The organism is Campylobacter concisus (genome assembly GCF_050447485.1).
Lineage (GTDB): Bacteria > Campylobacterota > Campylobacteria > Campylobacterales > Campylobacteraceae > Campylobacter_A > Campylobacter_A concisus_BQ.
On the sequence record NZ_JALMFY010000001.1, the window covers coordinates 1,020,839 to 1,044,689 of the forward strand.

Below are 23,851 nucleotides of genomic sequence, written 5' to 3' on the forward strand. Positions count from 1 at the left end.
ATTTTGATAATTATTATATAAAAATAAAAATTTAAACTATAAATAACTAGGCAAAGGGTAAAAAATAATTAATTTTTTACCTAACTAAGCCCTATCTTTAAATTTAGCGAGCCTATCTCGAAGCTCTTTTGAAAGTGTAAATTGTGAAAGTTCGTATCTGTCAAAAATAACGATCATATCATCGCCAAGTGCCTGAACTAAGCCAAAACACGCATCTCTATCTAGGCGATTTTTTCTAAATTTAACACTTAGCGCATCGACCTTTTTCTTATCGCCAAAGCTTTTAATAGCGATCTCATCGATATCTTTGAAGAAAAATTTGATATTTTTTGAGCCTTTTGTGATGACAAAACCATCATCATCTATCTCAAAAAAGTTGTTTTGCAAAATTTTTCTCACGCAAAAAAAGGTTGAAACGGCGCCAACGATGATGCCAAAAAGAGAGGGCGTGCCAAGATCAAGATAAAAGTAGCCAATGATACTAAAGACAAAGAGCCCAAGCCCAAAGGCAAGCGCCCAAAAAACATCTTTTTTACTCTCTTTGGTTATCATTTTTGCCCTTTTATGCCAAAAGTCCGGCGCCATTTATCGCCTGGCTACGCTCTTTAGCGTAAATTCTCTCGCCATTTATCACGTCGTATTTCCAGATCGGCGCATTTGCCTTAAAGTCCTCGACAAACTCGTTTATAAGCCTTAGCGCGACCTTTCTTTGAGGGCTTACTACACCTGCTACATAAGAGCTCGTATGCACCGGCACATCGCCTTTTGAGTGAGCAAAGAGCACGTAGGCATTTTCTTTTTTGGCTCGCTCTTGCCAAGCATCTAGCCATTTTTTAAGGATCGGCTCATAGATATCAAAGCTAAGCGCCGAAATCCCGCCCTCTTCGCGCACTATGCCAACAAATGTAATGAGCGCGCCGCAGTTTTTATCCTTAAATTTATCATACCACTCGTTTGTGATGCTTTGAACGTCCAAGCTTCCATTATAAATTTGCATCTTAGCCTCCGCAAACTGGCGGTAAGATAGAAATTTTATCGCCTGATTTAAGAGCGAAATTTATATCGCTTACGATCTCGTCATTTACAGCCACAGCGCAGATATTTAGCCACTTTTTAAGCTCCTCTTTCTCGCTTAAAGCCGCTTTTACCTCGCCTAAATTTTTCGCTTCTACTTTTATACTCTCAAGCCCGATAGGCCCAAGAAATTCGATCTCTACCACATTTTATCCTTTGAAATTTTTGCTGATTTTACTTAAAAATAAATTTAGATATACTTATTTGAAAATTTACAAAAGAGAAAGAAAATGGACAAAATTTTAAAAAGCATAAAAACCCCAGCCTACGTCTGCGAAGAGGCAAAAGTACGTAAAAATTTGGAGCTTTTAAAGTATGTAAAAGAGCAAAGTGGAGCTAAAATTTTAGTAGCTCTTAAAGGCTTTGCATTTAGCGGAGTGATGGATATGGTGGGCTCATATCTTGACGGAGCGACTTGCAGTGGGCTTCACGAGGCCAAATTTGCGAGCGAGTACGTAAAAGGCGAGATCCACACGTATAGTCCAGCCTTTAAAGATGAGGACTTTGATGAAATTTTAAAAATTTCAAAGCACATTACGTTTAACTCTTTTGCGCAGTGGCAAAAGTTTAAAGGCATTGCTCTGCAAAATGGCATCATCTGTGGCCTGCGGGTCAATCCTGAAGTCTCGCTAGCCCCAACTGATAGCTACAACCCATGCGGTAAATTTAGCAGGCTTGGCATTACAAGGGCAAATTTTAAGCCAGAGCTTCTTGATGGCATCACTGGGCTTCATTTTCATGCACTTTGCGAGGAGAGTGCGAGCAGCTTGCAGATCGTACTGGAGGCATTTGAAGAGAAATTTGGCGAGTTTATCCCAAAGATGAAGTGGATAAATATGGGCGGCGGCCACCACATTACGAGGGCTGATTATGACGTGGAGCTACTTATAAAGATAGTAAGGCGCTTCCGTGAAAAGTACGGCGTAGAGGTCTATCTGGAGCCTGGCGAGGCCGTGGGCTGGCAAACTGGCTTTTTGATAAGTAGCGTGCTTGACATCGTGCATAACGAGAAAGATATCGCCATCCTTGACACTTCAGCCGAGGCACATATGCCAGATACTGTGCTCATGCCTTACCGCCCAGCCGTTAGGGGCGAGAGTGAAAATGGCAAATTCGCTTATAGATTTGGCGGAAATACCTGCCTAGCTGGCGATATCGTGGGGCTTGAGGCGGGCGATGCGGAGTATAAATTTGATAGTGAGCTAAAAATCGGCGACCGAGTCATCTTTGAAGATCAAATCCACTACACGATCGTGAAAAATACGACATTTAACGGCATAAAACTGCCTGATCTGCTACTTCTAAAAGAAAATGGAGAGGTTAAAACGATCCGTGAATTTGGATACGAAGAGTATAGGCGCAGAAACTAGGCTAAAATCTATTTTTAAAGGTAAATTTGGCTTTTAAATTTAGGTCAAATTTATCCGCCTTGCAAATTTTGCCAAAATGGCTTTGAACTGCCGCCTAAATTTAAGCCCTAAACATTTTGGATTTGTATTTAATATGAAAAGATGGGATAAATTTAATTTCTACAAATTTATCTTAGTGGCATTTTTGGCAGAGATATTTTTATTTTAAAATTTAAATTCGCCGAATTTGGCGAATTTCTAGCTAGTTCTGTGAGCTACAAACTACTTTAAATTTAAAGCTACATCACTAAATTTAATTTACTAAAAACCGCAAACCGCTTAAAATTTAATACCCATAAATTTTGGCAAATTTATCTATCTTTGAGCTTTTTTGCCAGTTGTATTCAGTCTCGTTTGCGATATTTTGGGCTAGTTCCTTGCCAAAATGATCGCTGATAAAACCAAGCGCCATATCCATGCCAGCAGCCACGCCTGAGGCTGTGTAAAACTTACCTGCCCTCACCCACCTAGCGCGCTCTTGCCATTTTACCGCCCTGCCGCAGCTTTTTACCCACTGAAGCGATCTTTTATTTGAGGTAGCCTTTAAACCGTCAAGCTCTCCGGTGCGAGCGATGAGCGCCGAGCCAGTGCATACACTTAGGCAAAATTTAGATGCCAAAACGCACTCTTTAAGCTTAGAAACAAACTCACTATCATCTACAAGCACCCTTGTGCCCTGACCTCCAGGGAGTAGCAAAACGCTCTCTTTTGGCATCTTGCTAAATTTTTTGGTCTTTATCTCAAAGCCTTGCTTGCTTCTTTTTGCCCCACCTTCAAATGAAACAAAATTTAAATTTAGCTCAGGCACTCTGGCTAAAAATTCGACCGGCCCCATTAGATCAAGCGTCTCGTAGTCATCAAAGACAAGAGCGTAAATGTCCATTGCTTCGCCTTTTAATAGAGATCTAAAATACTTTTGATATTTTAATTCAATTTTTTAGAAAATATAAATTTAATAAGGTATTTTGAGTTAAAAAGCTAAATTTATAAAGCATTAGCTTTTTGATAAAAATATTCAAATTTATCTAGTACCATTTTCAAATTTGAGTTTAACCACGTTTTTAGGTAAAAAATTGAGATTTTTACTGCTCAAAATTTATATCAGCGTTTATCAAAATTAACAAAACTTAAATATTTTTTATAAAAATTTTAGTAATCTTTTTTGCTAAGGTTTGCTTGTGATTAGCTCTGATATAATAGCCACAAAACGGCATAGCTGTGTGATTTTAGCATATTTAACCAAAGCTTAAATCATTTAAGCTTTAGCAAATAAAGGAATAAAATGACGAGAATTCTTACTCTACTTTTTACATTGTCCGTTGCGGCAATGGCCATTGAAGGACCAACTGGTGTCAATCAATTTGACAGCACCATTTGGGCAGCACAGAGGATAGAAAATATCAAGCCTTATGAGCATGGCTGGGGCCCGATATTTACTTTTATACAAGGCAACGACTACTTCGCGATAGCTGCACTTTCTATCATTTTAGCTGTTATCGGCGCGTTCGTGCTACACTTCTTGATCATCGGACCAAAACACTTTAGTCACGATGGCAAAAAAGTATTTGCGTTTTCACTGATCGAACGTATAGCTCACGGCTTAGCTGCGATCTCTTGGATCATCTTAGTGCCAACTGGCATCATCATCATGTGGGGTGCAGAGCTTGGCGGTGGCACATTTGTGCGTTTCTGTAGATACTTGCACGATATAGCGACTATTATATTTGCTATTTCTGTGCTTCCTATGCTATTTGCTTGGACTATCAGAATGCTTCCAGCTGTTTATGACATCAGATGGATGATGATAGTTGGTGGTTATCTATCAAAGAAGAAAAAACCAGTTCCTGCTGGTAAATTTAACGCTGGTCAAAAGGCATGGTACTGGATCGCTATCCCTGGTGGTATCGTGATGATCATCACTGGTGCGATTATGTATTTCATGGATATTAAAGAGCCAGCGGTTGCTAGTTGGTTTGGTATCTCTCAAATCGATCTTTTAAGATATAGCGTAGTTATCCACAACTGCCTTGGCATCGTCTGTGCGGTATTTTTCCTAGTTCATATTTATATGGCTGCGATCGCTATACATGGCGCTATCTGGTCAATGGTCACTGGATACAAAGAAGAAGAAGAGGTTTATGTACTTCACCACTACTGGTATCAAGAGCTTGTTAAAGAAAACAAGATCCCAGTATCTGACTACGAAAAATCTTACACAAATTTAAAATAATCAACCTTGACCTTGCGACTTACGCAGGGTCAAACTCTCTTTTATAGCAAATTTCACAGCACAAATCCTTTTAAAAAATTAATATTTTTTAGCTATAATCCAAAATCAGTTTCAAGGTTTGAAATACTAATCACAAAGGAAAAACAATGACAAGAACAATTGATTGCAGAAATTTAGAGTGCCCAAAACCAGTCATCATGACTAAAAATGCGCTTGAGGGTTTAAATGAGGGAGAGAGCCTAGAGATCATCGTAAATGCCCTAGCTCCAAAAGAAAATATCTCAAGATTTTTGAAAAATCAAAATATAGAATTTAGCCTAGAAAGCAACGGCAATGAGACTAAAATTTTAGCCATCAAGGGCAAAAGCGCACTTGAGCTTACAAATTTTGACGAATTTGTCTGCGATATAACACCAAAAAACGAAAAAGTGCTCTATCTAAACGAAGAGCGCGCAGGTAGCGGCGAAGTTGGCATAAATTTGCTATCAAAATTTCTAGGCGCACTTCTTCAAGTAGAGAAAAAACCAAAGATAATCATCTGCGTAAATAACGCCGTTAAGATGACCACAAACCGCGCACATCCAAGCTTTAAGCCACTTAAAGATCTTGAAGCTACTGGCGTTCAAATTTTAAGCTGCGGAAGCTGCTTGGAGGCTTATAAACTAGTGAGCGATCTTGCAGTTGGCGAAATTTCAAACGCTTATGAGATCATCGACATACTCTCAACTCACGAGCAAATCAAACTATGATCTATCACGACAAAAAGCTTACGCAGTTCGTTAAAGCCGCTGGTTGAGCTGCTAAGCTTGACCCGTCGGGTCTTCACAAAACGATTAGTAGTTTAAATTTATCTCATCCAAACCTGCTCTCAAGCATCGGCTCAAACGAAGATGCGAGCGTTTTCAAGCTCTCGGACGATCTTGCACTAGTTCAGACGCTTGACTTTATCACGCCAGTAGTCAATGACCCATTTATCTACGGTCAGATCGCTGCTGCAAATAGCCTAAGCGACGTCTTTGCAATGGGTGGCGAGGTGATAAACGCCCTAAATATCGTGGGCTTTGATAGCTGCAACCTTGCACCTGAAATTTTAGGTGAAATTTTGCAAGGTGGAGCCGATAAAGTAAGAGAGTGTGGCGGCGTCATCGTTGGCGGACACACGATAGAGACGCAGCAGATGTATTATGGACTAAGCGCGACTGGCAAGGTAGATCCTAAAAATTTCTGGGCAAACAACACAGCAGAAGTTGGTAACGTTTTGATCCTTACAAAGCCTCTTGGCAGTGGCATCTTAAGCACAGCGATCAAGGCTGATCTACTGAGCATGGAGCAGATAAATGAGGTCGCAGGCATCATGGCTCAGCTAAATTTCTACGCTCTAAAAGCACTAAGTGGCATCAAAGTTTATGCGGCAACCGATGTGACTGGATTTGGATTTTTAGGGCATTTAAGCGAGATGTTAAACGATAAGATCAGCTTTAATGTCTTTGAAAAAGATGTGCCAGTGATCGCAAGTGCGAAAGAATTTGCCGATATGGGCATCATCCCAGAGGGAAGCTACAAAAACCGAGAATTTGCAAAGCATTTTGTGAGCAAAGAGGCTGATATCTTGCTTTTTGATGCGCAAACTTCTGGCGGACTTTTGCTAGCTGTTAGCGAAAATGAGGCAAATTTAGCTCTAAAGCGCCTAAAAGAGGCTGGCTATGAGCACTCAGCCATCATCGCAGAAACGATCCAAAAAGGCGAGTTTGATATATTTTTAAACTAACTCTAGGCTAAATTTAGCCTAGTTTTCATGCACTAGATGATAAAATTTCTAAATTTCTTTTAATTTACCTAACCGCTTTATAATGTCAAGAAATTTAACAAAGGAGATATGATGAACTATCTTGAAATTTTAAAATTTCGTCACGCTTGCAAAATTTTTGATGAGAGCAAAAAGATCGGTGCTGGCGAGTTTGACTTTATCCTAGAGGCTGGCAGGCTAAGCCCAAGCTCGACTGGGCTTGAGCAGTGGGACTTTTTGGTCGTGCAAAACAAGGAGCTTAGAGAGAAGATAAAAGCTGTTTCGTGGAACCAAGTGCAAATCACCTCTTGCTCGCATTTGGTTGTCATCTTAGCTAAGATCAAAGAGGTAAAAGTTGGTAGTAGCTATATCGATAAAATGATCGCTAGAAGAGACGACAAAAATATTGAAGCTATCGCTGCAAGGCAGAAATTTTTTCTACTATCAAATTTTAAAAATGACGATGAGCTAACCTTTCAGTGGTCACACGAGCAGTGCATGATAGCTGCGACAAATATGATGAACGCAGCCGCTAGCCTTGGGATTGACAGCTGCCCGATGGAAGGCTTTGACAGACACGCTTTAAATGAAATTTTAGGCCTTGATGAGAGCGAAAAAAGAGTGGCTATCGTAGTGCCATTTGGCTACCGCCTAAACCCACAACCTGAAAAACTACGCAGACAAAGAGCCGAAGTAGTTACTTGGATCTACTAACTCACGGGGCAAAAGCCCTGTGATCTCTTTAAATTTAAACAAAAAGGCATTTTATAAGCTAAAAAAAGTAAATTTGCGTTAAAATCATGGCTAGTTTTAAAAAGCGAGGCTTAAATTTAATGCAAAAAAATAGCGCTAAACCAGTTTTGCAGATTTTTAAGAGGTTCTATGTAAAGATAGCACTACTTCTTTTTGCCTTCATCTTTCTTGCACTCTTTGTCATATTTGCTGGCATAAACGATATAAAATATGAAATTTCAACGCTAAATTTAATCACTAGAAACAATATCGTCAATACATTTGTGGAGGTAAAAGACAATATCACCACAAAGGCAAGACTCATAGCAAACGGCGTAGAGCCATTTTATGAAGATACTGTTGTAAGTAAATTCTATGCCGCTTTTTACGTGATAGCAAAAGATAACTCCTTGCTTTATGAGCGTAAATTTGATAGTGCTTTTGAGTTACACAACTACGATATCTCGTGGTTTTCAGATATAAAAGCAGGCGAGTTTAGGCTCTCTGATAGATTTTACAAAAATAGACGCTTTAAAGATATCTACATAGCTTATGGGCTAAAAAATGGCAATAAAATTCTCATTCAGCTAAATCCAAATCTTTTAAAAAAGAAGGTCGATACAAGCTATAACAAAAATTTTGCCGCATACGTCTTTTTGGTCGATAAAGATGGCAACCTCTCAAGAGATGAGTTTTATAGAAAATTTATAAAAGAGGACTTTAACAAATACATCTCGCAAGGTGGCGAGTTTAAAGCTGACAAGATCATTTTTAAACTAAAGGATATGAATTTTTACAAGATCAGCTACCTAGAGGAGCAAAAGCTATTTGTCATAACAGGCTCTAGTAGGCAGCTTCAGATCTTTATCCAGCTAGTTCTAGTCGTGCTTTCATTCTTCTGCTTTGTAGCATTTAGCATACTTTGGCTACGCGACAACTCATATATAAAAGACAAAATTCTCTCTGCATTTACCAGGATCGCTCTTTTTGCGACAGATAAAAGCAAGCCAGCTGATGAGGACTTTGACGTAAAAGAATTTATCTTACTAAATAACAGCATCAAAAAACTATATGAAGATAGAGATAAAGCTTACGAGACAGCACAAAGCTACGAGAGTAGATTTGGCTATGTCTTTGAAAAGAGCTTTTTAAAGATCGTGGTCTTTGACGCTTATACTGGCGTCATCACGGACATTAGCAACGCTCTTTTAGAAAAACTAGGCTACAAAAAAGATGACGTAGCGGATCTAAATATAAAAGAACTTCTTGAAGATGAGTCTAAGAATTTAGCAGAAGATAGAAAAAATGCTATCAACAATAATCTATCATACGAGGCTAAGCTAAGGCGTAAAAATGATGAAATCATCGATGTTTTAGTAACCCAAAGTAGCTTTGAGCTAGAAAACACAAGGCTAAATTTCATACTTATAAAGGATATCACTCAAGAAAAGATGACGCAAAGAAATGACGATATCATCAAAAGCTACGTCTTTTTATCGCCAAATGTTATCGCTATCGCTTCAGCAAAAGAGCCATTTTTGATCATCCAAAGCACAAACAATGTCGAGAGAATTTTTAATGTCCAAAGCCAAAGTCTCATAAATTTAGAAGATATCATCGCAAGCGAGGACTTTGATAGCTTTAAAGCTGCCGTGCTAGCAGGTAAAAAAGCCTTTTTGCAAGCAAGCTTTAAAAATGAAGAGCTAAATTTCATAGCAAATATGACAAACGCTTATGGCAAGAAAATTCCATTTAAGATAAAGGCTAAATTTATCAATGCAGACGAGCAAAAGGTCATCTACTCATTTACCGATCTTAGCGATATGATAAAGCTTCAAGAGAGATTTGAAAAACAAAGCAAAGAGAGCAAGGCGCTGCTTTGGGCGAGTGAGGCAAATGTCTTTACTTGGGATAAAAGAAGCGACATGCTTAATATCTCAGACGAGCTAAGCAAGGTTCTTGGCACGCAAAGCACTCTAAATTTCGAGCAGGCAAAGTCGGTCTTTGTCGATGAGTTTGATAGTTTTTATAGCTTTTTTGAGAGTATAAGAGACGCTCAAACATACATTAAAGATATCAAACTTTATAGCATAGATAAAGAAATTCTACACTTTAGACTAAGAGCAAAAGCACTTGAATATGATGAATTTGGCGAAGTAAGCTTGATAAAAGGCACACTAAAAGACCTTAGCCTAGAAGATAGCTTCTTTGTCTGTCAAGACCTACTTGCAAAAATTTTCTCATTTAGCAAAGAAGAGGTCATCTTGCTTGATGATGAGCTAAAGGTCATTGATGCAAATGATACATTTTTTGAAAGTGCTGGCTCAAAAGATAGTGTATATCTAAAAGATATCACCTTTATAAAGCAAGGCTTAAGCGATATAAAACACCAGATCATAGAGACTATAAACCAAGGCGGCTCGTGGAGTGGCAAGGTCTGGAGCGAAAATAATAAAAATAAGAGCAAGCTTGAAGTCATAGAAATTTTACCGCTTATCGATGCGAATGAGAAAAAAACTGGCTACATCATGCTAGCAATGCTTGCAAATAACGAAGCACAAAATGAAAAATATCTAGAATTTATCGCATATCACGATCCGCTCACAAAGCTACCAAATAGATTTTTACTCTACAACAAGCTAAATTCTCTCATACAAAAAAATGAACAAAAAATAGCCGTCATCTACCTTGATATGGATGATTTTAAAAGCATAAATGACAACTTCGGTCACCAAATAGGCGATAAATTTTTAGTAGCTATCTCTGAAAAGATAGGCGCTATGTTTAATGGCAAAAATATCTTTGCAAGGATAGGTGGAGATGAGTTTGTAGGCGTCATAAACTACGAAAATTTAGGCGAAGTCTATGAGATAGCGCAAAATATGCTAAGGCTAGCTTCAGATGAAGTAAAGATAGACGAGCTAAAACTAAAAGCAAGCGCTAGCGTAGGCATAGCCTTGGCTGATAGTGAGCTTGGGGCTGATGATGTGCTACAAAGAGCCGACTGGGCGATGTATCAAGCCAAGATAAGTGGCAAAAACAGAAGCTATACATTTGATGCGAAAAAAGATGTCTATTTTAAGAGCCAATACGAAGATGGTTCAAAAATTTTAAAAGCGCTTGACGCTGGTGAGATGTTTTTAGAATTTCAACCAGAGATCAGCTTTAGCACGGGCGAGACTTTAAGTTTTGAAGCGCTTATTAGATGGAGAAAAGATGGCGAGATCATCTACCCAAGCGACTTTTTACCACTTATAAGGACAAGTAGCGCATCGAGCAATATCGCTTTATTTACGATAAAAGAGGCGCTTTTAGCTAGAAAAATGTGGCTAGAAAATGGCATAAGCGCAAAGGTTCGCGTAAATTTAAGCGTTAAAAAGCTCTTTACGCAGGAGTTTTGGCATAAATTTAAAGCGATCTTTGATGAGGATAAGAGCCTTGATCCAACTGGGCTTATCATCGACGTTATCGACGCTGCAACAGCTACAAATTTAGAAGTTTTAGAAATTTATGTTAGAAAGTATAAAGAGCTTGGCATACACTTCTCGCTTGATGACTTTGCATCATACTCAAGCTCGATCGAAGCTCTTGGCATGCTAAAGACAAATCGCTTCAACATAGATAATAAATTTTGCAAACACATCTTTAGCTCAAAAGAGGCGCTTGAGAGCATAAATATGATAAGGTTTGTGGCTGATAAATTTGGACTAAATACGACTATAAAAAATATCGATGATAAAAGAACGCTTGAGTTTTTGCTTGGTCTTGGATTTGATAAATTTCAAGGCAACATTTTCTCATTGGCACTTTTGGCAAAAGATGCTGCTTCGTTTAAATTCGAAAGACCATATCTACACATAAAAGATTATAAAAATAGCGAAAATTTCGAGCTTTTTAAAGGCTTAGTCGTGCTAAAAGAGCTTGCAAATGAAGTGATAGCAAATTTAAATCAAGACGACAAACTAGCACAAAGCCTAAAACAAAAAATAGAAGATGAGATAAAAAATATAGGTAAATTTAATCAAGAAATTTCTATAAATTTAAGCAAACTAGCAAGCAGTAGCGACAGCGGCGAACTCTATAATCTAGCCGTGTCCATCATCAAAGAGTGCGATATAAATTTAGGTTTTAGTAAGGAGATAAGAGTTGAGTGATGTAAATGTTTATGAGCACGAGATCCCAAACGGAAGCAAACTTTACTTTGCAAAAAGTGCAAAACTAAAGAGAAAAATCGAGCAAAAAGCGAGTGAAATTTTAGAAGATGAAGGTTTTAGCGAGATCGTAACGCCGTTTTTTTCGTATCATCAACATCTAAGCGTGGATGCGACAAACCTTCTTCGCTTTAGCGACAGTCTAAATCACGAGATAAGCCTAAGGGCTGATAGCACGGTTGATACCGTTAGGATCGTGCTTAGAAGGCTTAAAGCAAATGAGCCAAAGAGGTGGTTTTACATCCAGCCAGTCTTTCGCTATCCAAGCCAAGAAATTTATCAAATAGGCGCTGAGCTTATCGGCGAAAACGACATTTTAAAAAGTATAAATATCGTAGCAAAGCTTTTTAGCGAGCTTGAGATCGGCGCTTGTTTGCAGCTTAGCAATATGCAAATCCCAAGGATAATTTGCGAAATTTTAAACTTAGAGATAGAAATTTTTGAAAATTCATGGCTAGAAAAGATCCTAGCCCAAAATGTGCCGTGGCTTAGTAAACTAGCCCTTTTAAAGGACGCTAGCGAGCTTGATGAGATAATAAATTTAGTCCCTGACAAGCTAAAAGAGGCGCTGAAAAATTTACAAAGCGTAGCCAAATCACTAGAATATAAAAATTTAAGAATAGTTCCGCTATATTACTCAAAAATGAGATATTATGATAGTTTATTTTTTAGATTTTTAAAAGACAACGCCATCTTAGCAAGTGGCGGAAACTATGAAATAGACGATATTTCAGGCAGCGGATTCGCTGTTTATACTGATGCATTGATAGAAGAAAAAATTAATTTAAGGAAGTAAGAATGAGAAAGGCTGATTTAGTAGTTGGTGTTCAATGGGGTGATGAGGGCAAAGGCAAGATAGTTGACATGCTAGGACTAAACTATGACATGATTTGTCGCTCTCAAGGTGGCCACAACGCTGGTCATACGATCTGGGTCGATGGCGTAAGATACGCACTTCACCTTGTCCCAAGTGGAATTTTGCACAAAAATATCATAAATATCATCGGCAACGGCGTCGTTGTCTCTCCAGAGGTGCTCATTACTGAGATGGCTCAATTTGACAACTTAGAGGGCAGACTTTATATAAGTGACAAAGCACACTTAAATTTAAGCTACCACAGCCAAGTCGATCAAGCAAAAGAGCGCTTAAAAGGCGAAAAAGCGATCGGAACGACTGGCAAAGGCATCGGACCAACATACGCAGACAAGATAAGCAGAAGCGGCCACAGAGTTGGCGAGCTACTTGAGCCAGAGCGCTTATGCGATGCTTTGATGCATGATTTTGAAACAAATAAATGCGTATTTGATGCACTTGGCGTAAAGATACCTGAAGAAAATGAGCTACTTGAAGAGCTAAAAAGATATAAAGAGGTGCTTGCTCCATTTATCGCAAACACTACAAATTTAGTTTGGAAAGCGCTAGATGAAGATAAAAAAGTCCTACTTGAAGGCGCTCAAGGCACACTTTTAGACATAGATCACGGCACATACCCTTATGTAACTAGCTCAAATACCATAAGTGCTGGTGCTTGCACTGGCCTTGGACTAAATCCAAAAGAGATAGGCAAGGTCATAGGCGTCATCAAAGCATATACAACTCGCGTAGGCCACGGACCTTTCCCAACTGAAGACAAGGGCACAAATGGCGATAAGATGTGCGAGATCGGTAAAGAATTTGGCACAACAACAGGCCGCCGCAGACGTTGTGGCTGGTTTGATGCAGTAAGCGTAAAATACGCTTCAAGGCTTGATGGTGTCGATACTTATGCACTTATGAAGCTTGACGTGCTTGATGGCTTTGAAGTGGTAAAAATTTGCAAAGCATATCAATATAACGGCGAAACGATCGACTACGTGCCAACAGATCTTGAAAATGCAACGCCTATTTACGAGGAGCTTGCAGGCTGGGACAGTGTAAAAGGCATCAGCAAATACGAAGACTTACCAGCAAACGCGAGAGCATATATCGAGCGCATCGAGCAGCTAACTGGCGTGAAGGTCGGCTATATCTCAACAAGCCCTGAAAGAAGCGATACGATCATTAGATGAAAAGTAAATTTACCTCCGTCGTCCGCGTCAAAAAGCAGGAGATGGATAAGGTAGAGGCTAAGCTCGTCGTTGCTAGGCTAAATGTAAGAAGTGCCGAAGAAAAAATAGCACTCTTAAGAGCCAAGCTCAACGAGTTTAGCCTGCCAAAAAGTGGCAACATAGGTGAGCTAAGAGAGAATTTAGAGCTCATAAATATAGCAAGAGCTGAGCTAAGCGCATACAAAGAGAGCTTAGAGATGGCAAAAAAAGAGGTCTTGCACTACGAGCATAAATATAAAAATGCAAATTTAGAGTATGAAAAGATGAAATATCTAGAAAAAGAAGAATTTAAAAAAGAGATAAAACGCATACAAAAGGCTGAAGCGCTGGCTCTTGATGAGTTTGCAGTTATGAAATTTGCAGCCAAAAGCGAGGCGTAATGAGAGCTGTTTTACTCTTTTTTATGGTCATAAATTTTGCATTTTGCTTTGAAGTGCCAGTTGATTGCACTCAGATCTTTGAAGCTAGAAAAGAGGAAATTTCAAAGGAGCTTGAGGTTATCGACGAGCAGCGCCAAGCCCTAGAGGTCTTTCGAGCAAGCTCGGCTGCAGCTTATGAAGAAAACAACAAAAAGCTCGCCAAAAAAGAGGCTGATCTAAATGCGACGATGAAAGTGATCGAGCAAAAACGCAAAGAGATCGACGAAGTAGTCGCTAAAAATGAGAAAATTTTAAAAGAGCTTCGCACGATGACGACTGATAAAGTCAATGAATCCTACGCCAAAATGAAAGATGGCGCAGCAGCCGAAGTGCTCTCGCAAATGCCAAGATCAAACGCAGCCACCATACTTTATGCTCTTGATGCCAAAAAGATCTCAACCATAATGGCAAAAATGGATCCAAAGGTTGCCTCTGAAGTGACAGCCCTACTTCAAAAAGGCCCTCCATTTATCGACGAAAAAGGTGATATGCCAGCCCCAGCTGGAAGTATAAATATGCAGTAAATTTAACTTACTGCTACTCTATAAAAGCCAAATTTAACTAATAAATTTAACCTATTTGCTCACCCTTTCTCAAATTTTTACCCCCGCTCTTGTTGTATAAATTTAGCGGCGATCTGCTTTTTACACACAGGGGCATAAGCGGTCCAGCGATACTAAATGCTTCACTCTTTTGGCAAAAGGGTCGAATTTGCATAAATTTTTTGCCTAAATTTAGTAAGAAAAATTTAGTAAATGGTAAAAAGCAGCTTAGCTCGGTTTTGCCTTTGCCAAAGAGATTTGTGCTGGAGTTTTTCAGAAATTTTGGTTTAAAAGATAGAGCATTTTATGAGTTTAGCGACGATGAAAAGAGCATCATAAAAAGGCTTTTTGCCTATGAATTTGCTCCAGCTGGGACATTTGGCTTTGAAAGGGCTGAAGTTACAAAAGGTGGCGTAAAGACTAATTTTTTAGATGAAAATTTAGAGAGCAAAAGCGTAAAAGGACTTTATTTTATAGGTGAAGTTTTAGATATCACCGGTATGCTTGGCGGATACAACTTGCATCTAGCCTTTGCAAGTGCTCTAAAGGTGGCTAGTGCTTTAAAAAATAGCTAAAAATCAGAGTGAAATTTAGCTAGTGGCAGCCAAAACTGCCACTAAATTTACTATCTCTCGCTTAGATACTCTTGCAAGCTTTTTACTTCAAGTGCTTTGCCAGTTTGAACTGTGCTTAGCGACTTGGCAGCTGCAAGTGCTGCGCGGATCGTTGTAAAATATGGAATTTTAAATCTAAGTACATTTTGGCGTATCTTTTTGCCGTCATCCACGCTTGATTTTGTATCACTTGTATTTATAACAAGCGCAATATCGCCGTTTTTAAGCCTATCTTCGACGTTTGGTCTGCCCTCGCTTATCTTATAGACAAACTCAGCCTCCACGCCAGCTTCGCTTAAAATTTTATGCGTTCCACCAGTTGCGATGATGCTAAAGCCAAGGCCGATTAAATCCCTTGCAAGGTCTGGTGCGTAAGATTTATCAGCGTCAGCTAGCGTTAAAAATACCCTGCCCTTGCTTGGCAAAGTGTTGCTAGCAGCGATCTGACTCTTTGCAAATGAGCTTGCAAAGTCGTGGCTGATACCCATGACCTCGCCCGTGCTCTTCATCTCAGGGCCAAGGATGAGATCTGCGCCACTTAGCTTGTTAAACGGCAGCACGCACTCTTTTACGCAAACATGCGAGCTCACACGAGGTTTTAAGATGTCGCCCTCTTCATAAACAACTCTATAATCATCATAAAATTTAAGCGCCTCACGTAAATTTCCCTGCCACATAACTCTTGTCGCCACCTTTGCCATAGGCACGCCAGTAGCCTTGCTCACAAACGGCACGGTCCTGCTTGCGCGAGGATTTACCTCGATCATATAAAGCTCGTTTTCATAGATAGCAAACTGGATATTCATAAGGCCGACAACGCCTAAATTTAGCGCTATATCTCTGGTTTGCCTCTCCACTTTTTTTATCATTTCATCGCTTAGGCTCATCGGTGGCAATATGCAAGCTGAGTCACCAGAGTGAATTCCAGCCTCCTCGATGTGCTCCATTATCGCACCTATATAAACCTCTTTGCCGTCACATATCGCGTCTACGTCAAGCTCTTTTGCGTCTTGTAAAAATTTATCAAGTAGCACTGGCGAGTGGTTGCTGACTTTCACAGCCTCGCTCATATACTCTTTTAGCTCGCTCTCGTTATGTACCCTTCTCATCGCCCTGCCACCTAGGACGTAGCTTGGGCGAACAAGCACTGGATAGCCGATAGTCGCGGCCTTTTGCAAGGCTTCTTCTAAGCTAGTGGCGGTGTCGTTTTTAGGCTGAAGGACGCCTATTTTATTTATAAATTCGCTAAATTTCTTTCTATCCTCGGCCACGTCGATCACTCTTGCAGTTGTGCCGATGATCTTTGCGCCGATAACGCTTAGGCGCTTTGCAAATTTAAGCGGAGTTTGGCCGCCAAAATGCACGATCACGCCGTCTGGCTTTTCACGCTCGATGACTGATCTAACGTGCTCAAAATCGATCGGCTCAAAGTATAAAATATCGCTCGTGTCGTAGTCTGTCGAGACGGTTTCTGGGTTGCAGTTATACATTATCGTTTTTATGCCAAGGTCTCTTAGGGCGTAGCTTGCGTGCACGCAGCAGTAGTCAAACTCTATGCCCTGGCCGATCCTATTTGGACCGCCACCTATTATCATCACCTTTTTGGTCTCTTTTGCCAGCTCTTTTTTAGGAAATTTAGTGATATTTGTGGTTGAGTAAAGGTACGGCGTTAGCGCCTTAAATTCGCCCGCACAAGTATCGACCTCGTTGTACTCAAGCTCGATGCCAAGCTTCTCTCTCGCAAAATAGATATCATTTTGACTAAGCTCAAGATCGTCTTTTTCATTTATAAGCACCGCTATCATCTTGTCTGAAAAGCCCATGCTTTTGGCCTCTCGCAGCAGCACTTCGTTGTTTAAGATATCCATGTCGATCTTATCTTCAAATTTAACTATCTCATAAATTTGCTCTAAAAACCAAGGATCAATCTTGCTAAACTCATGCACCTCAGCCACGCTAAAGCCATCTCTAAAGGCTTGTGCTAGATATAAAATTCTTCTCTCATTTGCATTTCTGATGCCGTAAATCAAAGCGCTTTTCTCTAAACTAAGGCTATTAAATCCGCAAAGATCACGCTCTAAACTACAAAGCGCCTTTTGGATACTCTCTTTAAATGTCCTACCTATCGCCATAACCTCGCCAACTGACTTCATAGCAGTACCTAAGTATGGGTTTGATCCTGGAAATTTCTCAAATGTAAAGCGTGGGATCTTTGTCACGATATAATCAATCACCGGCTCAAAGCTAGCAGGCGTGCCTGTGATATCATTTTTGATCTCATCTAGGCTAAAACCAACTGCAAGCAGCGTCGCAACCTTTGCGATGGGATAGCCAGTAGCCTTACTTGCTAGCGCTGAGCTTCGGCTAACTCGTGGGTTCATCTCGATAACGATCATGCGGCCCGTTTTTGGGTCTATGGCAAACTGCACGTTGCTGCCGCCAGTATCAACACCGATCTCACGAAGTATGGCAAAACTAGCGTCACGCATAGCCTGATACTCTTTATCTGTGAGTGTGAGTGCTGGCGCAACCGTAATGCTATCGCCTGTATGAACGCCCATTGGGTCGAAATTTTCGATCGAGCAGACGATAATGCAGTTGTCATTTCTATCTCTGATGACCTCCATCTCGTACTCTTTCCAGCCAAGCAAGCTCTCTTCTATCAAAATTTCATGTATCGGGCTTGCGTCAAGGCCGGTGTTGGCTAGCTCTTTAAACTCATCCATATTATAAGCCACGCCGCTTCCTGCGCCGCCAAGCGTATAGCTAGCTCTTATGATGAGCGGAAAGCCTATCTCATTTGCAGCATTTAGCGCGTCGTCCATGTTATAAGCATATCTACTCTCAGGCAGGTCCATGCCGATCTTTTGCATGGTTGCTTTAAAAATTTGTCTATCTTCGCCCTTTTTTATCGCTTCTGGGTTTGCACCAAGAAATTTGACATCCTTTAAAAGACCGCTCTCAAAGACCTCCATAGCGGCATTTAGCGCCACTTGACCGCCCATCGTTGGCAAAATGGCGTCAATATTTTCTTTTTCGATGATCTTTAAAATGCTATCTTTTGTGATCGGCTCTATATACGTTGCGTCGGCGAAATTTGGGTCAGTCATGATGGTGGCTGGGTTTGAGTTTATGAGCACTACGCGGTATCCAAGCTCTTTTAGCGTCTTGGCTGCTTGCGTGCCTGAGTAGTCAAATTCGCAGGCTTGACCGATGACGATAGGGCCTGAGCCGATTAGCAAAATGGTATTTATATCTGTTCTTTTTGGCATCATTTTTCCTTTGTTACAACGTATAGGTAGTTTGGTATGTTTAGCTTCGCATAGGGCTCAACTATCACGCTTTGATAGGAGCTCTCTTTTAAAATTTTACTCACGCGCCCTACTGGCACCCCACTAAAAAATATCCCGTCAAGCCCGCTCGTAAAGACCTCATCGCCCTCTTTTGGGCTGAGCCATTGTGGGATAAATTTCACCATTATTTGACCTTGATTTCCATGCGCGACGCCTGGAATTTTCTCATTTCCTATATAGACTGCAAATATACTTTTTGGGTCATTTTGCAAGTAAGCTAGTGGCTTGCCATCTTTTGCGATGACGATGCCAGCGCTGCTTCCTTGATATATGAGCCCGTAAATTTTATTTGGGTCGTATCCTTCAAACTCACTTATCCAAATTTTATTATAATCCCCGATATGCACGTAACTAAGCCCCTTTACTAGCTTTACGGCTGGGGCGTAGGCAGTTGAGTTTTTATCTTTTAAAATTTGATTTAGCTCGTTTGCAAAAGTAGATAGAAGCGTGGCTGAACGCTCTAGCTCTTTGTTTTGCGCTCTTAGCCTTTCTATCTCGCTAGCCTGCCTAAAATATTCATTTATATAATCTTTCACGCTTTTGGCAAAATTGTCGTATGAATTTATAGCGTAGTTGCTAAATTTGATAGAGATGTTGCTTAAAATTTCGCCCTTAAACATCGAGGCGCCAGCAAGCAACGCTATAAAAACAAAAAGAACAATCTTACTCTTCATTTGTTAGCTGTTGTAAAAGTCCGATCTCTTGAAGTGCCTTGCCTGTGCCTCTAGCAACAGCAAGAAGCGGCTCATCAGCTACAAATACTGGAAGTTTAACGATGTCAGATAAGAACTTATCAAGCCCTCTAATAAGCGCCCCACCGCCAGTTAGCACGATACCAGTCTCGACGATATCGCCAGCAAGATCAGGCGGCATCATCTCAAGCACGGTTTTAAGCGCATCTGCGATCTCTTTTAGCGGCTCTCTCATCGCCTCTCTCACGTCTTCACTTGTTAGCTCAACCCTGCTTAAAAGACCGCTCACTTGGTCGCGTCCTTTTACCACTACGCTTAGCTCTTTTTCAAGCTGCACAGCAGAGCCTACAGCGATCTTTATCTCCTCGCCTGTTCTCTCGCCTATTAGCAAGTTGTATTTTTCTTTTATGTAGTTAACGATACTGCTATCTATCTTGTCGCCAGCTGTGCGGATAGATTTTGATATTACCAGACCACCAAGTGAGACGACACCGATCTCAGTCGTACCACCGCCGATATCAACTACAAGGTTGCCTTGTGGCTCGCGAACTGGTAAATTTGCTCCGATAGCTGCTGCCATAGGCTCTTCTATCAAAAATACCTCTCTAGCTCCAGCACTTAATGCACTCTCTCTAACAGCCTTTCTCTCAACCTGAGTAAGTCCGTAAGGAACTGAGATGATGATCCTTGGGCGTAAGAAATTTTTTCTTCTATGAGTCTTTTCTATAAAATAGCGTATCATCCTCTCTGTCATGTCAAAGTCCGCGATAACGCCATCTCTCATCGGTCTTATCGCCTCGATGTCGCCAGGAGTTTTTCCCACCATCTCTTTTGCAGCGTGGCCGACTGCTAGAATTTTTTGTTTTCCATATTTTTCACGTCTTACTGCAACAACCGATGGTTCATTTATGATTATTCCCTTATCTTTTACTAAAACCAAAGTGTTTGCCGTACCTAAATCTATACCCATATCACTTGAGAAAAAACCTATAACCTGATCTAAAAACATCTATTTCCTTTACGCTGTTAATTTATTGTGCTTTACCAAAATCGGCTTTGCCTTATCTTTTACCGTCTCTTTTGAGATCACGATATCGTAGTCTTTTAGCTCTGGCAGATCATACATTATATCTGTCATGAGTTCTTCCATTATGCTTCTAAGCCCTCTTGCTCCAGTCTTTCGCTCGATAGCAAGGCTCGCTATCTCTTCAAGCGCTTCATCATCAAATTTAAGCGCAGCGCCGTCGATCGCACAAAGCTTTTGATATTGTTTTAATATCGCATTTTTTGGCTCGGTCAAAATTTTAACCATATCCTCTTTTGTTATCTCATTTAAAGTAGCCACCACGTGAAGTCTGCCGATGAGCTCTGGGATGAGACCATATTTTACAAGATCATCTGGCTCAAGCATGCTTAGTAAATTTTCTTTTTCATTTTTGCCACGTTTTTCTTGGTTAAAGCCAAGTACGTTTTTACCAACTCTGCGCTCTATGATGTCAAGAAGTCCATCAAATGCACCGCCACAAACAAATAAGATATTTGTCGTATCTATCTGGATGAAGTCTTGGTTTGGATGCTTTCTGCCGCCTTTTGGTGGGATATTTACGACGCTACCTTCGATGATCTTTAAAAGCGCTTGCTGCACGCCCTCGCCTGAAACGTCTCTTGTGATGCTTCTATTTTCGCTCATCCTAGCGATCTTATCGATCTCATCGACAAAAACAATGCCCTGTTCCGCCTTTTTCACGTCGCCATTTGCAGCTTGCAAGAGCCTTGTAAGGATATTTTCAACGTCCTCGCCGACATAACCAGCCTCAGTTAGGCTTGTCGCATCGCAAATTGCTATAGGCACGTCAAGAAATCTCGCCAAAGTCTGAGCCATCAACGTCTTGCCGCTTCCAGTTGGACCAACAAGCAAGATGTTTGACTTTGAAATTTCGGTGTCGTCTTTGATGTCGCTTTGTTTAAAAATTCTCTTATAGTGGTTATATACGCCGACGCTAAAGACCTTTTTAGCCCTATCTTGACCGATCACGTAGTTATCAAGTACCGCTTTTAGCTCCTTTGGAGTGAGCTTTTGATACTCTATAGCCTCTTCACTTTTGCTCTCTTCTACACTCGTGTCACCATGTATCATGTCGTATGCGGCACTGATGCAATACTCGCATATATAGGCGTTTCCTTCGATATCTGCTAATAACCTTCTCTCAGCAGACTCAGCCTCGCCACAAAAATTACACTTTCTAGCCATTAATCTCTTCCTTTTGCAAGCGGAATTCCTCTTGTCGTTTCTAATATAAATTTACACATTTTTTTAACATTTTCGTCGCTGGTTTTTGCGATCAGCTCATTTGCTTGATCTTTTAGGCTGATGCCTTGATTAAACAAAAATTTATAAGCGCGAACAAGCTCTTCAACCTGCTCTTTGTCAAATCTACGCCTAATGCCAACTAAATTTAAGCTTCTTATATAGGCTCTGTTGCCCTCAGCTAGGCAAAATGGCACTACATCTTGACTTAGCGCACTTGCTCCTGCGACCATGCAGCTCTCACCCACTCTAACAAACTGGTGAATAGGTGTAAGACCGCCCACAACAGCGTAGTCGCCAAGCTCGACGTGGCCAGCTAGAGTTGCGTTATTTGCCAAAATGACGTTGCTGCCTATTATGCAGTCGTGTGCGATGTGAGAATATGCCATGATAAAGGCATTATCGCCGATCCTTGTTATGCCATCGCCCTTGTGCGTGCCTGAGTTTATCGTGCAAAACTCACGTATAGTTGCGTGCTCGCCAATGATGACGCCAGTATCAACCTCATCTTTATAGCTGATATCTTGCGGGATGTCGCCCACGATCGCGTAGCTAAATACACGAGAGTTATCGCCGATCCTCGTCTTGCCAAGCACCCTTGCGCCTTGTTTTATCGTGACGTTGTTGCCAAGGACCGCATCTTTACTTACAAATGCGTAAGCCTCGATATTTGCGTCATCTCCAATGATCGCTCCATCTTCTATAACTGCTGTTTGGTGGATATTTTTCATTGTCTCTCTTTTTTAAGCAAAAGCCTATTTATCGACTATCATCGCTTTTAGTTCAGCCTCGGCGCATAGCACGTCATCAACATATGCTTTACCCTCAAGCACCCAGATATTGCCTTTGTGTTTTAATACATTTAATCTATACTCCAGCCTATCTCCAGGGCGGACTGGATGGCGAAATTTAGCCCCATCTATGCTCATAAAATAGACCACTTTGTTCTCGATACCAGCTTGATGCTCGTCACTCATGCTCTTAAACGCTAGCACGCCGCCAGCTTGCGCCATGCCCTCAATGATCATCACGCCAGGATAGATCGGGTGGCCTGGGAAGTGCCCCTGAAATATCGGCTCACCAATGGTTACATTTTTATAAGCGACGATGTTTTTTGCAGGCTCTAGCTCGACAACTCTATCGATAAGCAAAAATGGAAATCTATGTGGGAGAATTTTTTGAATTTCTACGACGTCTATCACGTTTTAGCCTTAGTAATGTAAATTTTGGCAGATTGTAACAAATTTATACTAAGAAAAAAATTATTAGCCTCTTTTACAATCTCTGAAATTTAGCCTTAATGGGTCTAAATTTAGCTCTCTAAAACCAAAATTTCTTCGCTGTCGTTGTAAAAAACAGCCTTTGCATAAATTTCGTAGCTGCCCTTTTTGACCTCGTCTAAGATAATGATAGGATTTTGCGAAAACTCCCCACTTATATCACGGCGAAATTTCATCTCAGCGTCAAGCTCAAGCGGCTTTTTACAAAGCTCATCAACGCTTTTAAATTTGCTATTTGTAAATTTATTAAAGCGCTCTATGCTCATAAATATCGCGCCCTCTTTTAGCTCATCATCGATCTCGCAATCTATTGCCACATTTAGCTTTAAGCTCTCTCTTTTAAAGCCAGAGTAGAGCACAAAGTAGCTTGGCACCACGGCGCTTTGAAATTTAACACTAGCGCGTAAAAGGCGGTAGTTTAAAAACCTTCTTCTAAAAAGGTGAAATTTCTCACCTCTCGCCTCGCACTCGCGCACCTTTTTGTAAAGCTCAAGTCTAGCCTCAATGCTGCCATAAAGTGCCCTTGCGTGCAGCTCGCTCATTAGCTCACTTTGGGGTAAATTTTGCGAGTCACGCTGTTTTTTTAGCGCAAAGACGCAGCCACAGTAGTTTTGGTGATAGAGTTTGTCTTTTTTAGCGAGGATAAACTGCTCGCTTGTGCCGCCATTTTTTCTATAATCAACCGCAACCGCCTCTAAATTTGAGCCAGCCACCGCCTCATCAAGCGCCTTTTTAAGCTGAGAAAAGTCCTTTTTTGGGCTCATCAAAAGTGTCGTCGTGATCTTACTAAGTCCTAGCTCAAGCGCCTTTTTAGCAGAGTCTTTCATACGAAAATCAAAGCAGTACTCGCACCTTTTGCCCTTTTCTGGCTCATCTTCAAGCCCCTTTGTGCCGCCAAGCCACGCTTCGTAATCATACTCGCCACATATTAGCTTAATGCCAAGCTTCTCGCAGCTTCGCTTCACGTCCTCAAAACGCAGTAAAAACTCGCTATATGGATGTATGTTTGGATCGTAAAAATAGCCTACTATTCGTTCATTTGGATGATCTTTTCGTAGGCGCTGTAAAAAGTAGTGGCTATCGACCGAGCAGCAGATATGAACTAGCAAATTT

Annotated in this window: 22 protein-coding genes; 11 read left to right on the plus strand and 11 right to left on the minus strand. The window is 40.7% G+C overall.

Annotated elements, in window-relative coordinates; translation table 11 throughout:
• Positions 1–84: 84 nt before the first annotated feature.
• From MTT29_RS05165 to MTT29_RS05175, 3 genes are read right to left on the minus strand one after another with little or no spacing between them, the layout of a single operon-like run.
• Positions 85–552, minus strand: a complete 468-nt coding sequence (locus MTT29_RS05165; RefSeq protein ID WP_107714139.1) for a molybdate transport repressor — start codon at positions 550–552, stop codon at positions 85–87.
• 10 nt (positions 553–562) lie between these two features.
• Positions 563–997: a molybdopterin synthase catalytic subunit gene (locus MTT29_RS05170; RefSeq protein WP_009295363.1), complete on the minus strand. Its 435-nt coding sequence runs from the start codon at positions 995–997 to the stop codon at positions 563–565.
• Position 998: 1 nt separating this feature from the next.
• On the minus strand, positions 999–1,220 hold the full coding sequence (locus MTT29_RS05175) for a MoaD/ThiS family protein (RefSeq protein ID WP_002941462.1): 222 nt from the start codon (positions 1,218–1,220) through the stop codon (positions 999–1,001).
• Positions 1,221–1,304: 84 nt separating this feature from the next.
• On the opposite strand from MTT29_RS05175, the gene nspC reads away from it, so the two are divergent.
• Positions 1,305–2,444, plus strand: coding sequence for a carboxynorspermidine decarboxylase (gene nspC / locus MTT29_RS05180; RefSeq protein ID WP_429799973.1), 1,140 nt, complete (start codon positions 1,305–1,307; stop codon positions 2,442–2,444).
• A gap of 325 nt (positions 2,445–2,769) precedes the next feature.
• Here the strand turns inward: nspC and MTT29_RS05185 are convergent, their stop codons facing one another.
• Positions 2,770–3,366 (minus strand): DJ-1/PfpI family protein, encoded by a 597-nt coding sequence (locus tag MTT29_RS05185; protein ID WP_429799974.1) that lies wholly within the window; start codon positions 3,364–3,366, stop codon positions 2,770–2,772.
• A 399-nt stretch (positions 3,367–3,765) separates the two neighbouring features.
• Between MTT29_RS05185 and MTT29_RS05190 the strand changes: the two genes are divergently transcribed.
• The 10 genes from MTT29_RS05190 to MTT29_RS05235 all read left to right on the plus strand — a co-directional run bounded on the left by MTT29_RS05190 (position 3,766) and on the right by MTT29_RS05235 (position 15,066).
• Positions 3,766–4,713: a formate dehydrogenase subunit gamma gene (locus MTT29_RS05190; RefSeq protein ID WP_021092159.1), complete on the plus strand. Its 948-nt coding sequence runs from the start codon at positions 3,766–3,768 to the stop codon at positions 4,711–4,713.
• A 146-nt stretch (positions 4,714–4,859) separates the two neighbouring features.
• Complete coding sequence (yedF, locus tag MTT29_RS05195) at positions 4,860–5,462, plus strand: sulfurtransferase-like selenium metabolism protein YedF (protein ID WP_103558622.1); 603 nt, start codon at positions 4,860–4,862, stop codon at positions 5,460–5,462.
• Positions 5,459–6,481, plus strand: a complete 1,023-nt coding sequence (gene selD / locus MTT29_RS05200; protein ID WP_429799975.1) for a selenide, water dikinase SelD — start codon at positions 5,459–5,461, stop codon at positions 6,479–6,481. Before yedF ends, selD begins: the two co-directional genes overlap by 4 nt.
• Before the next feature lie 111 nt (positions 6,482–6,592).
• On the plus strand, positions 6,593–7,213 hold the full coding sequence (locus MTT29_RS05205) for an NAD(P)H-dependent oxidoreductase (protein ID WP_021092100.1): 621 nt from the start codon (positions 6,593–6,595) through the stop codon (positions 7,211–7,213).
• Between the two features lie 119 nt (positions 7,214–7,332).
• On the plus strand, positions 7,333–11,385 hold the full coding sequence (locus MTT29_RS05210) for a diguanylate cyclase domain-containing protein (protein WP_429799976.1): 4,053 nt from the start codon (positions 7,333–7,335) through the stop codon (positions 11,383–11,385).
• The gene (locus MTT29_RS05215; RefSeq protein WP_429799977.1) at positions 11,378–12,238 is read left to right on the plus strand and encodes an ATP phosphoribosyltransferase regulatory subunit; all 861 of its coding nucleotides are present in this window, start codon (positions 11,378–11,380) and stop codon (positions 12,236–12,238) included. The genes MTT29_RS05210 and MTT29_RS05215 overlap by 8 nt, the downstream gene beginning before the upstream one ends.
• 2 nt (positions 12,239–12,240) lie before the next feature.
• Positions 12,241–13,491, plus strand: coding sequence for an adenylosuccinate synthase (locus MTT29_RS05220; protein WP_429799978.1), 1,251 nt, complete (start codon positions 12,241–12,243; stop codon positions 13,489–13,491).
• Positions 13,488–13,910 carry a flagellar export protein FliJ gene (locus MTT29_RS05225; protein ID WP_429799979.1) on the plus strand — a complete coding sequence of 141 codons (423 nt, stop codon included), beginning with the start codon at positions 13,488–13,490 and terminating at the stop codon, positions 13,908–13,910. Before MTT29_RS05220 ends, MTT29_RS05225 begins: the two co-directional genes overlap by 4 nt.
• Positions 13,910–14,473 carry a MotE family protein gene (locus tag MTT29_RS05230; protein ID WP_002941458.1) on the plus strand — a complete coding sequence of 188 codons (564 nt, stop codon included), beginning with the start codon at positions 13,910–13,912 and terminating at the stop codon, positions 14,471–14,473. The genes MTT29_RS05225 and MTT29_RS05230 overlap by 1 nt, the downstream gene beginning before the upstream one ends.
• Before the next feature lie 92 nt (positions 14,474–14,565).
• Complete coding sequence (locus tag MTT29_RS05235; RefSeq protein WP_149715116.1) at positions 14,566–15,066, plus strand: NAD(P)/FAD-dependent oxidoreductase; 501 nt, start codon at positions 14,566–14,568, stop codon at positions 15,064–15,066.
• A 50-nt stretch (positions 15,067–15,116) separates the two neighbouring features.
• On the opposite strand, the gene carB is transcribed toward MTT29_RS05235, so the two are convergent.
• From carB to MTT29_RS05270, 7 genes are all read right to left on the minus strand, one after another.
• A complete protein-coding gene (gene carB / locus MTT29_RS05240; protein WP_429799980.1) occupies positions 15,117–18,377 on the minus strand; it encodes a carbamoyl-phosphate synthase large subunit in 3,261 nt (1,086 codons plus the stop codon).
• A complete protein-coding gene (mreC, locus tag MTT29_RS05245) occupies positions 18,377–19,132 on the minus strand; it encodes a rod shape-determining protein MreC (protein ID WP_087583513.1) in 756 nt (251 codons plus the stop codon). Before mreC ends, carB begins: the two co-directional genes overlap by 1 nt.
• The gene (locus MTT29_RS05250; RefSeq protein ID WP_002939972.1) at positions 19,122–20,159 is read right to left on the minus strand and encodes a rod shape-determining protein; all 1,038 of its coding nucleotides are present in this window, start codon (positions 20,157–20,159) and stop codon (positions 19,122–19,124) included. The genes mreC and MTT29_RS05250 overlap by 11 nt, the downstream gene beginning before the upstream one ends.
• A gap of 9 nt (positions 20,160–20,168) precedes the next feature.
• Positions 20,169–21,401, minus strand: a complete 1,233-nt coding sequence (clpX, locus tag MTT29_RS05255) for an ATP-dependent Clp protease ATP-binding subunit ClpX (protein WP_429799981.1) — start codon at positions 21,399–21,401, stop codon at positions 20,169–20,171.
• Positions 21,401–22,189: an acyl-ACP--UDP-N-acetylglucosamine O-acyltransferase gene (gene lpxA / locus MTT29_RS05260; RefSeq protein WP_009295380.1), complete on the minus strand. Its 789-nt coding sequence runs from the start codon at positions 22,187–22,189 to the stop codon at positions 21,401–21,403. Before lpxA ends, clpX begins: the two co-directional genes overlap by 1 nt.
• Before the next feature lie 24 nt (positions 22,190–22,213).
• On the minus strand, positions 22,214–22,660 hold the full coding sequence (gene fabZ, locus MTT29_RS05265) for a 3-hydroxyacyl-ACP dehydratase FabZ (RefSeq protein WP_004317884.1): 447 nt from the start codon (positions 22,658–22,660) through the stop codon (positions 22,214–22,216).
• A 110-nt stretch (positions 22,661–22,770) separates the two neighbouring features.
• Complete coding sequence (locus MTT29_RS05270) at positions 22,771–23,847, minus strand: epoxyqueuosine reductase QueH (RefSeq protein WP_429799982.1); 1,077 nt, start codon at positions 23,845–23,847, stop codon at positions 22,771–22,773.
• Positions 23,848–23,851: the final 4 nt, after the last annotated feature.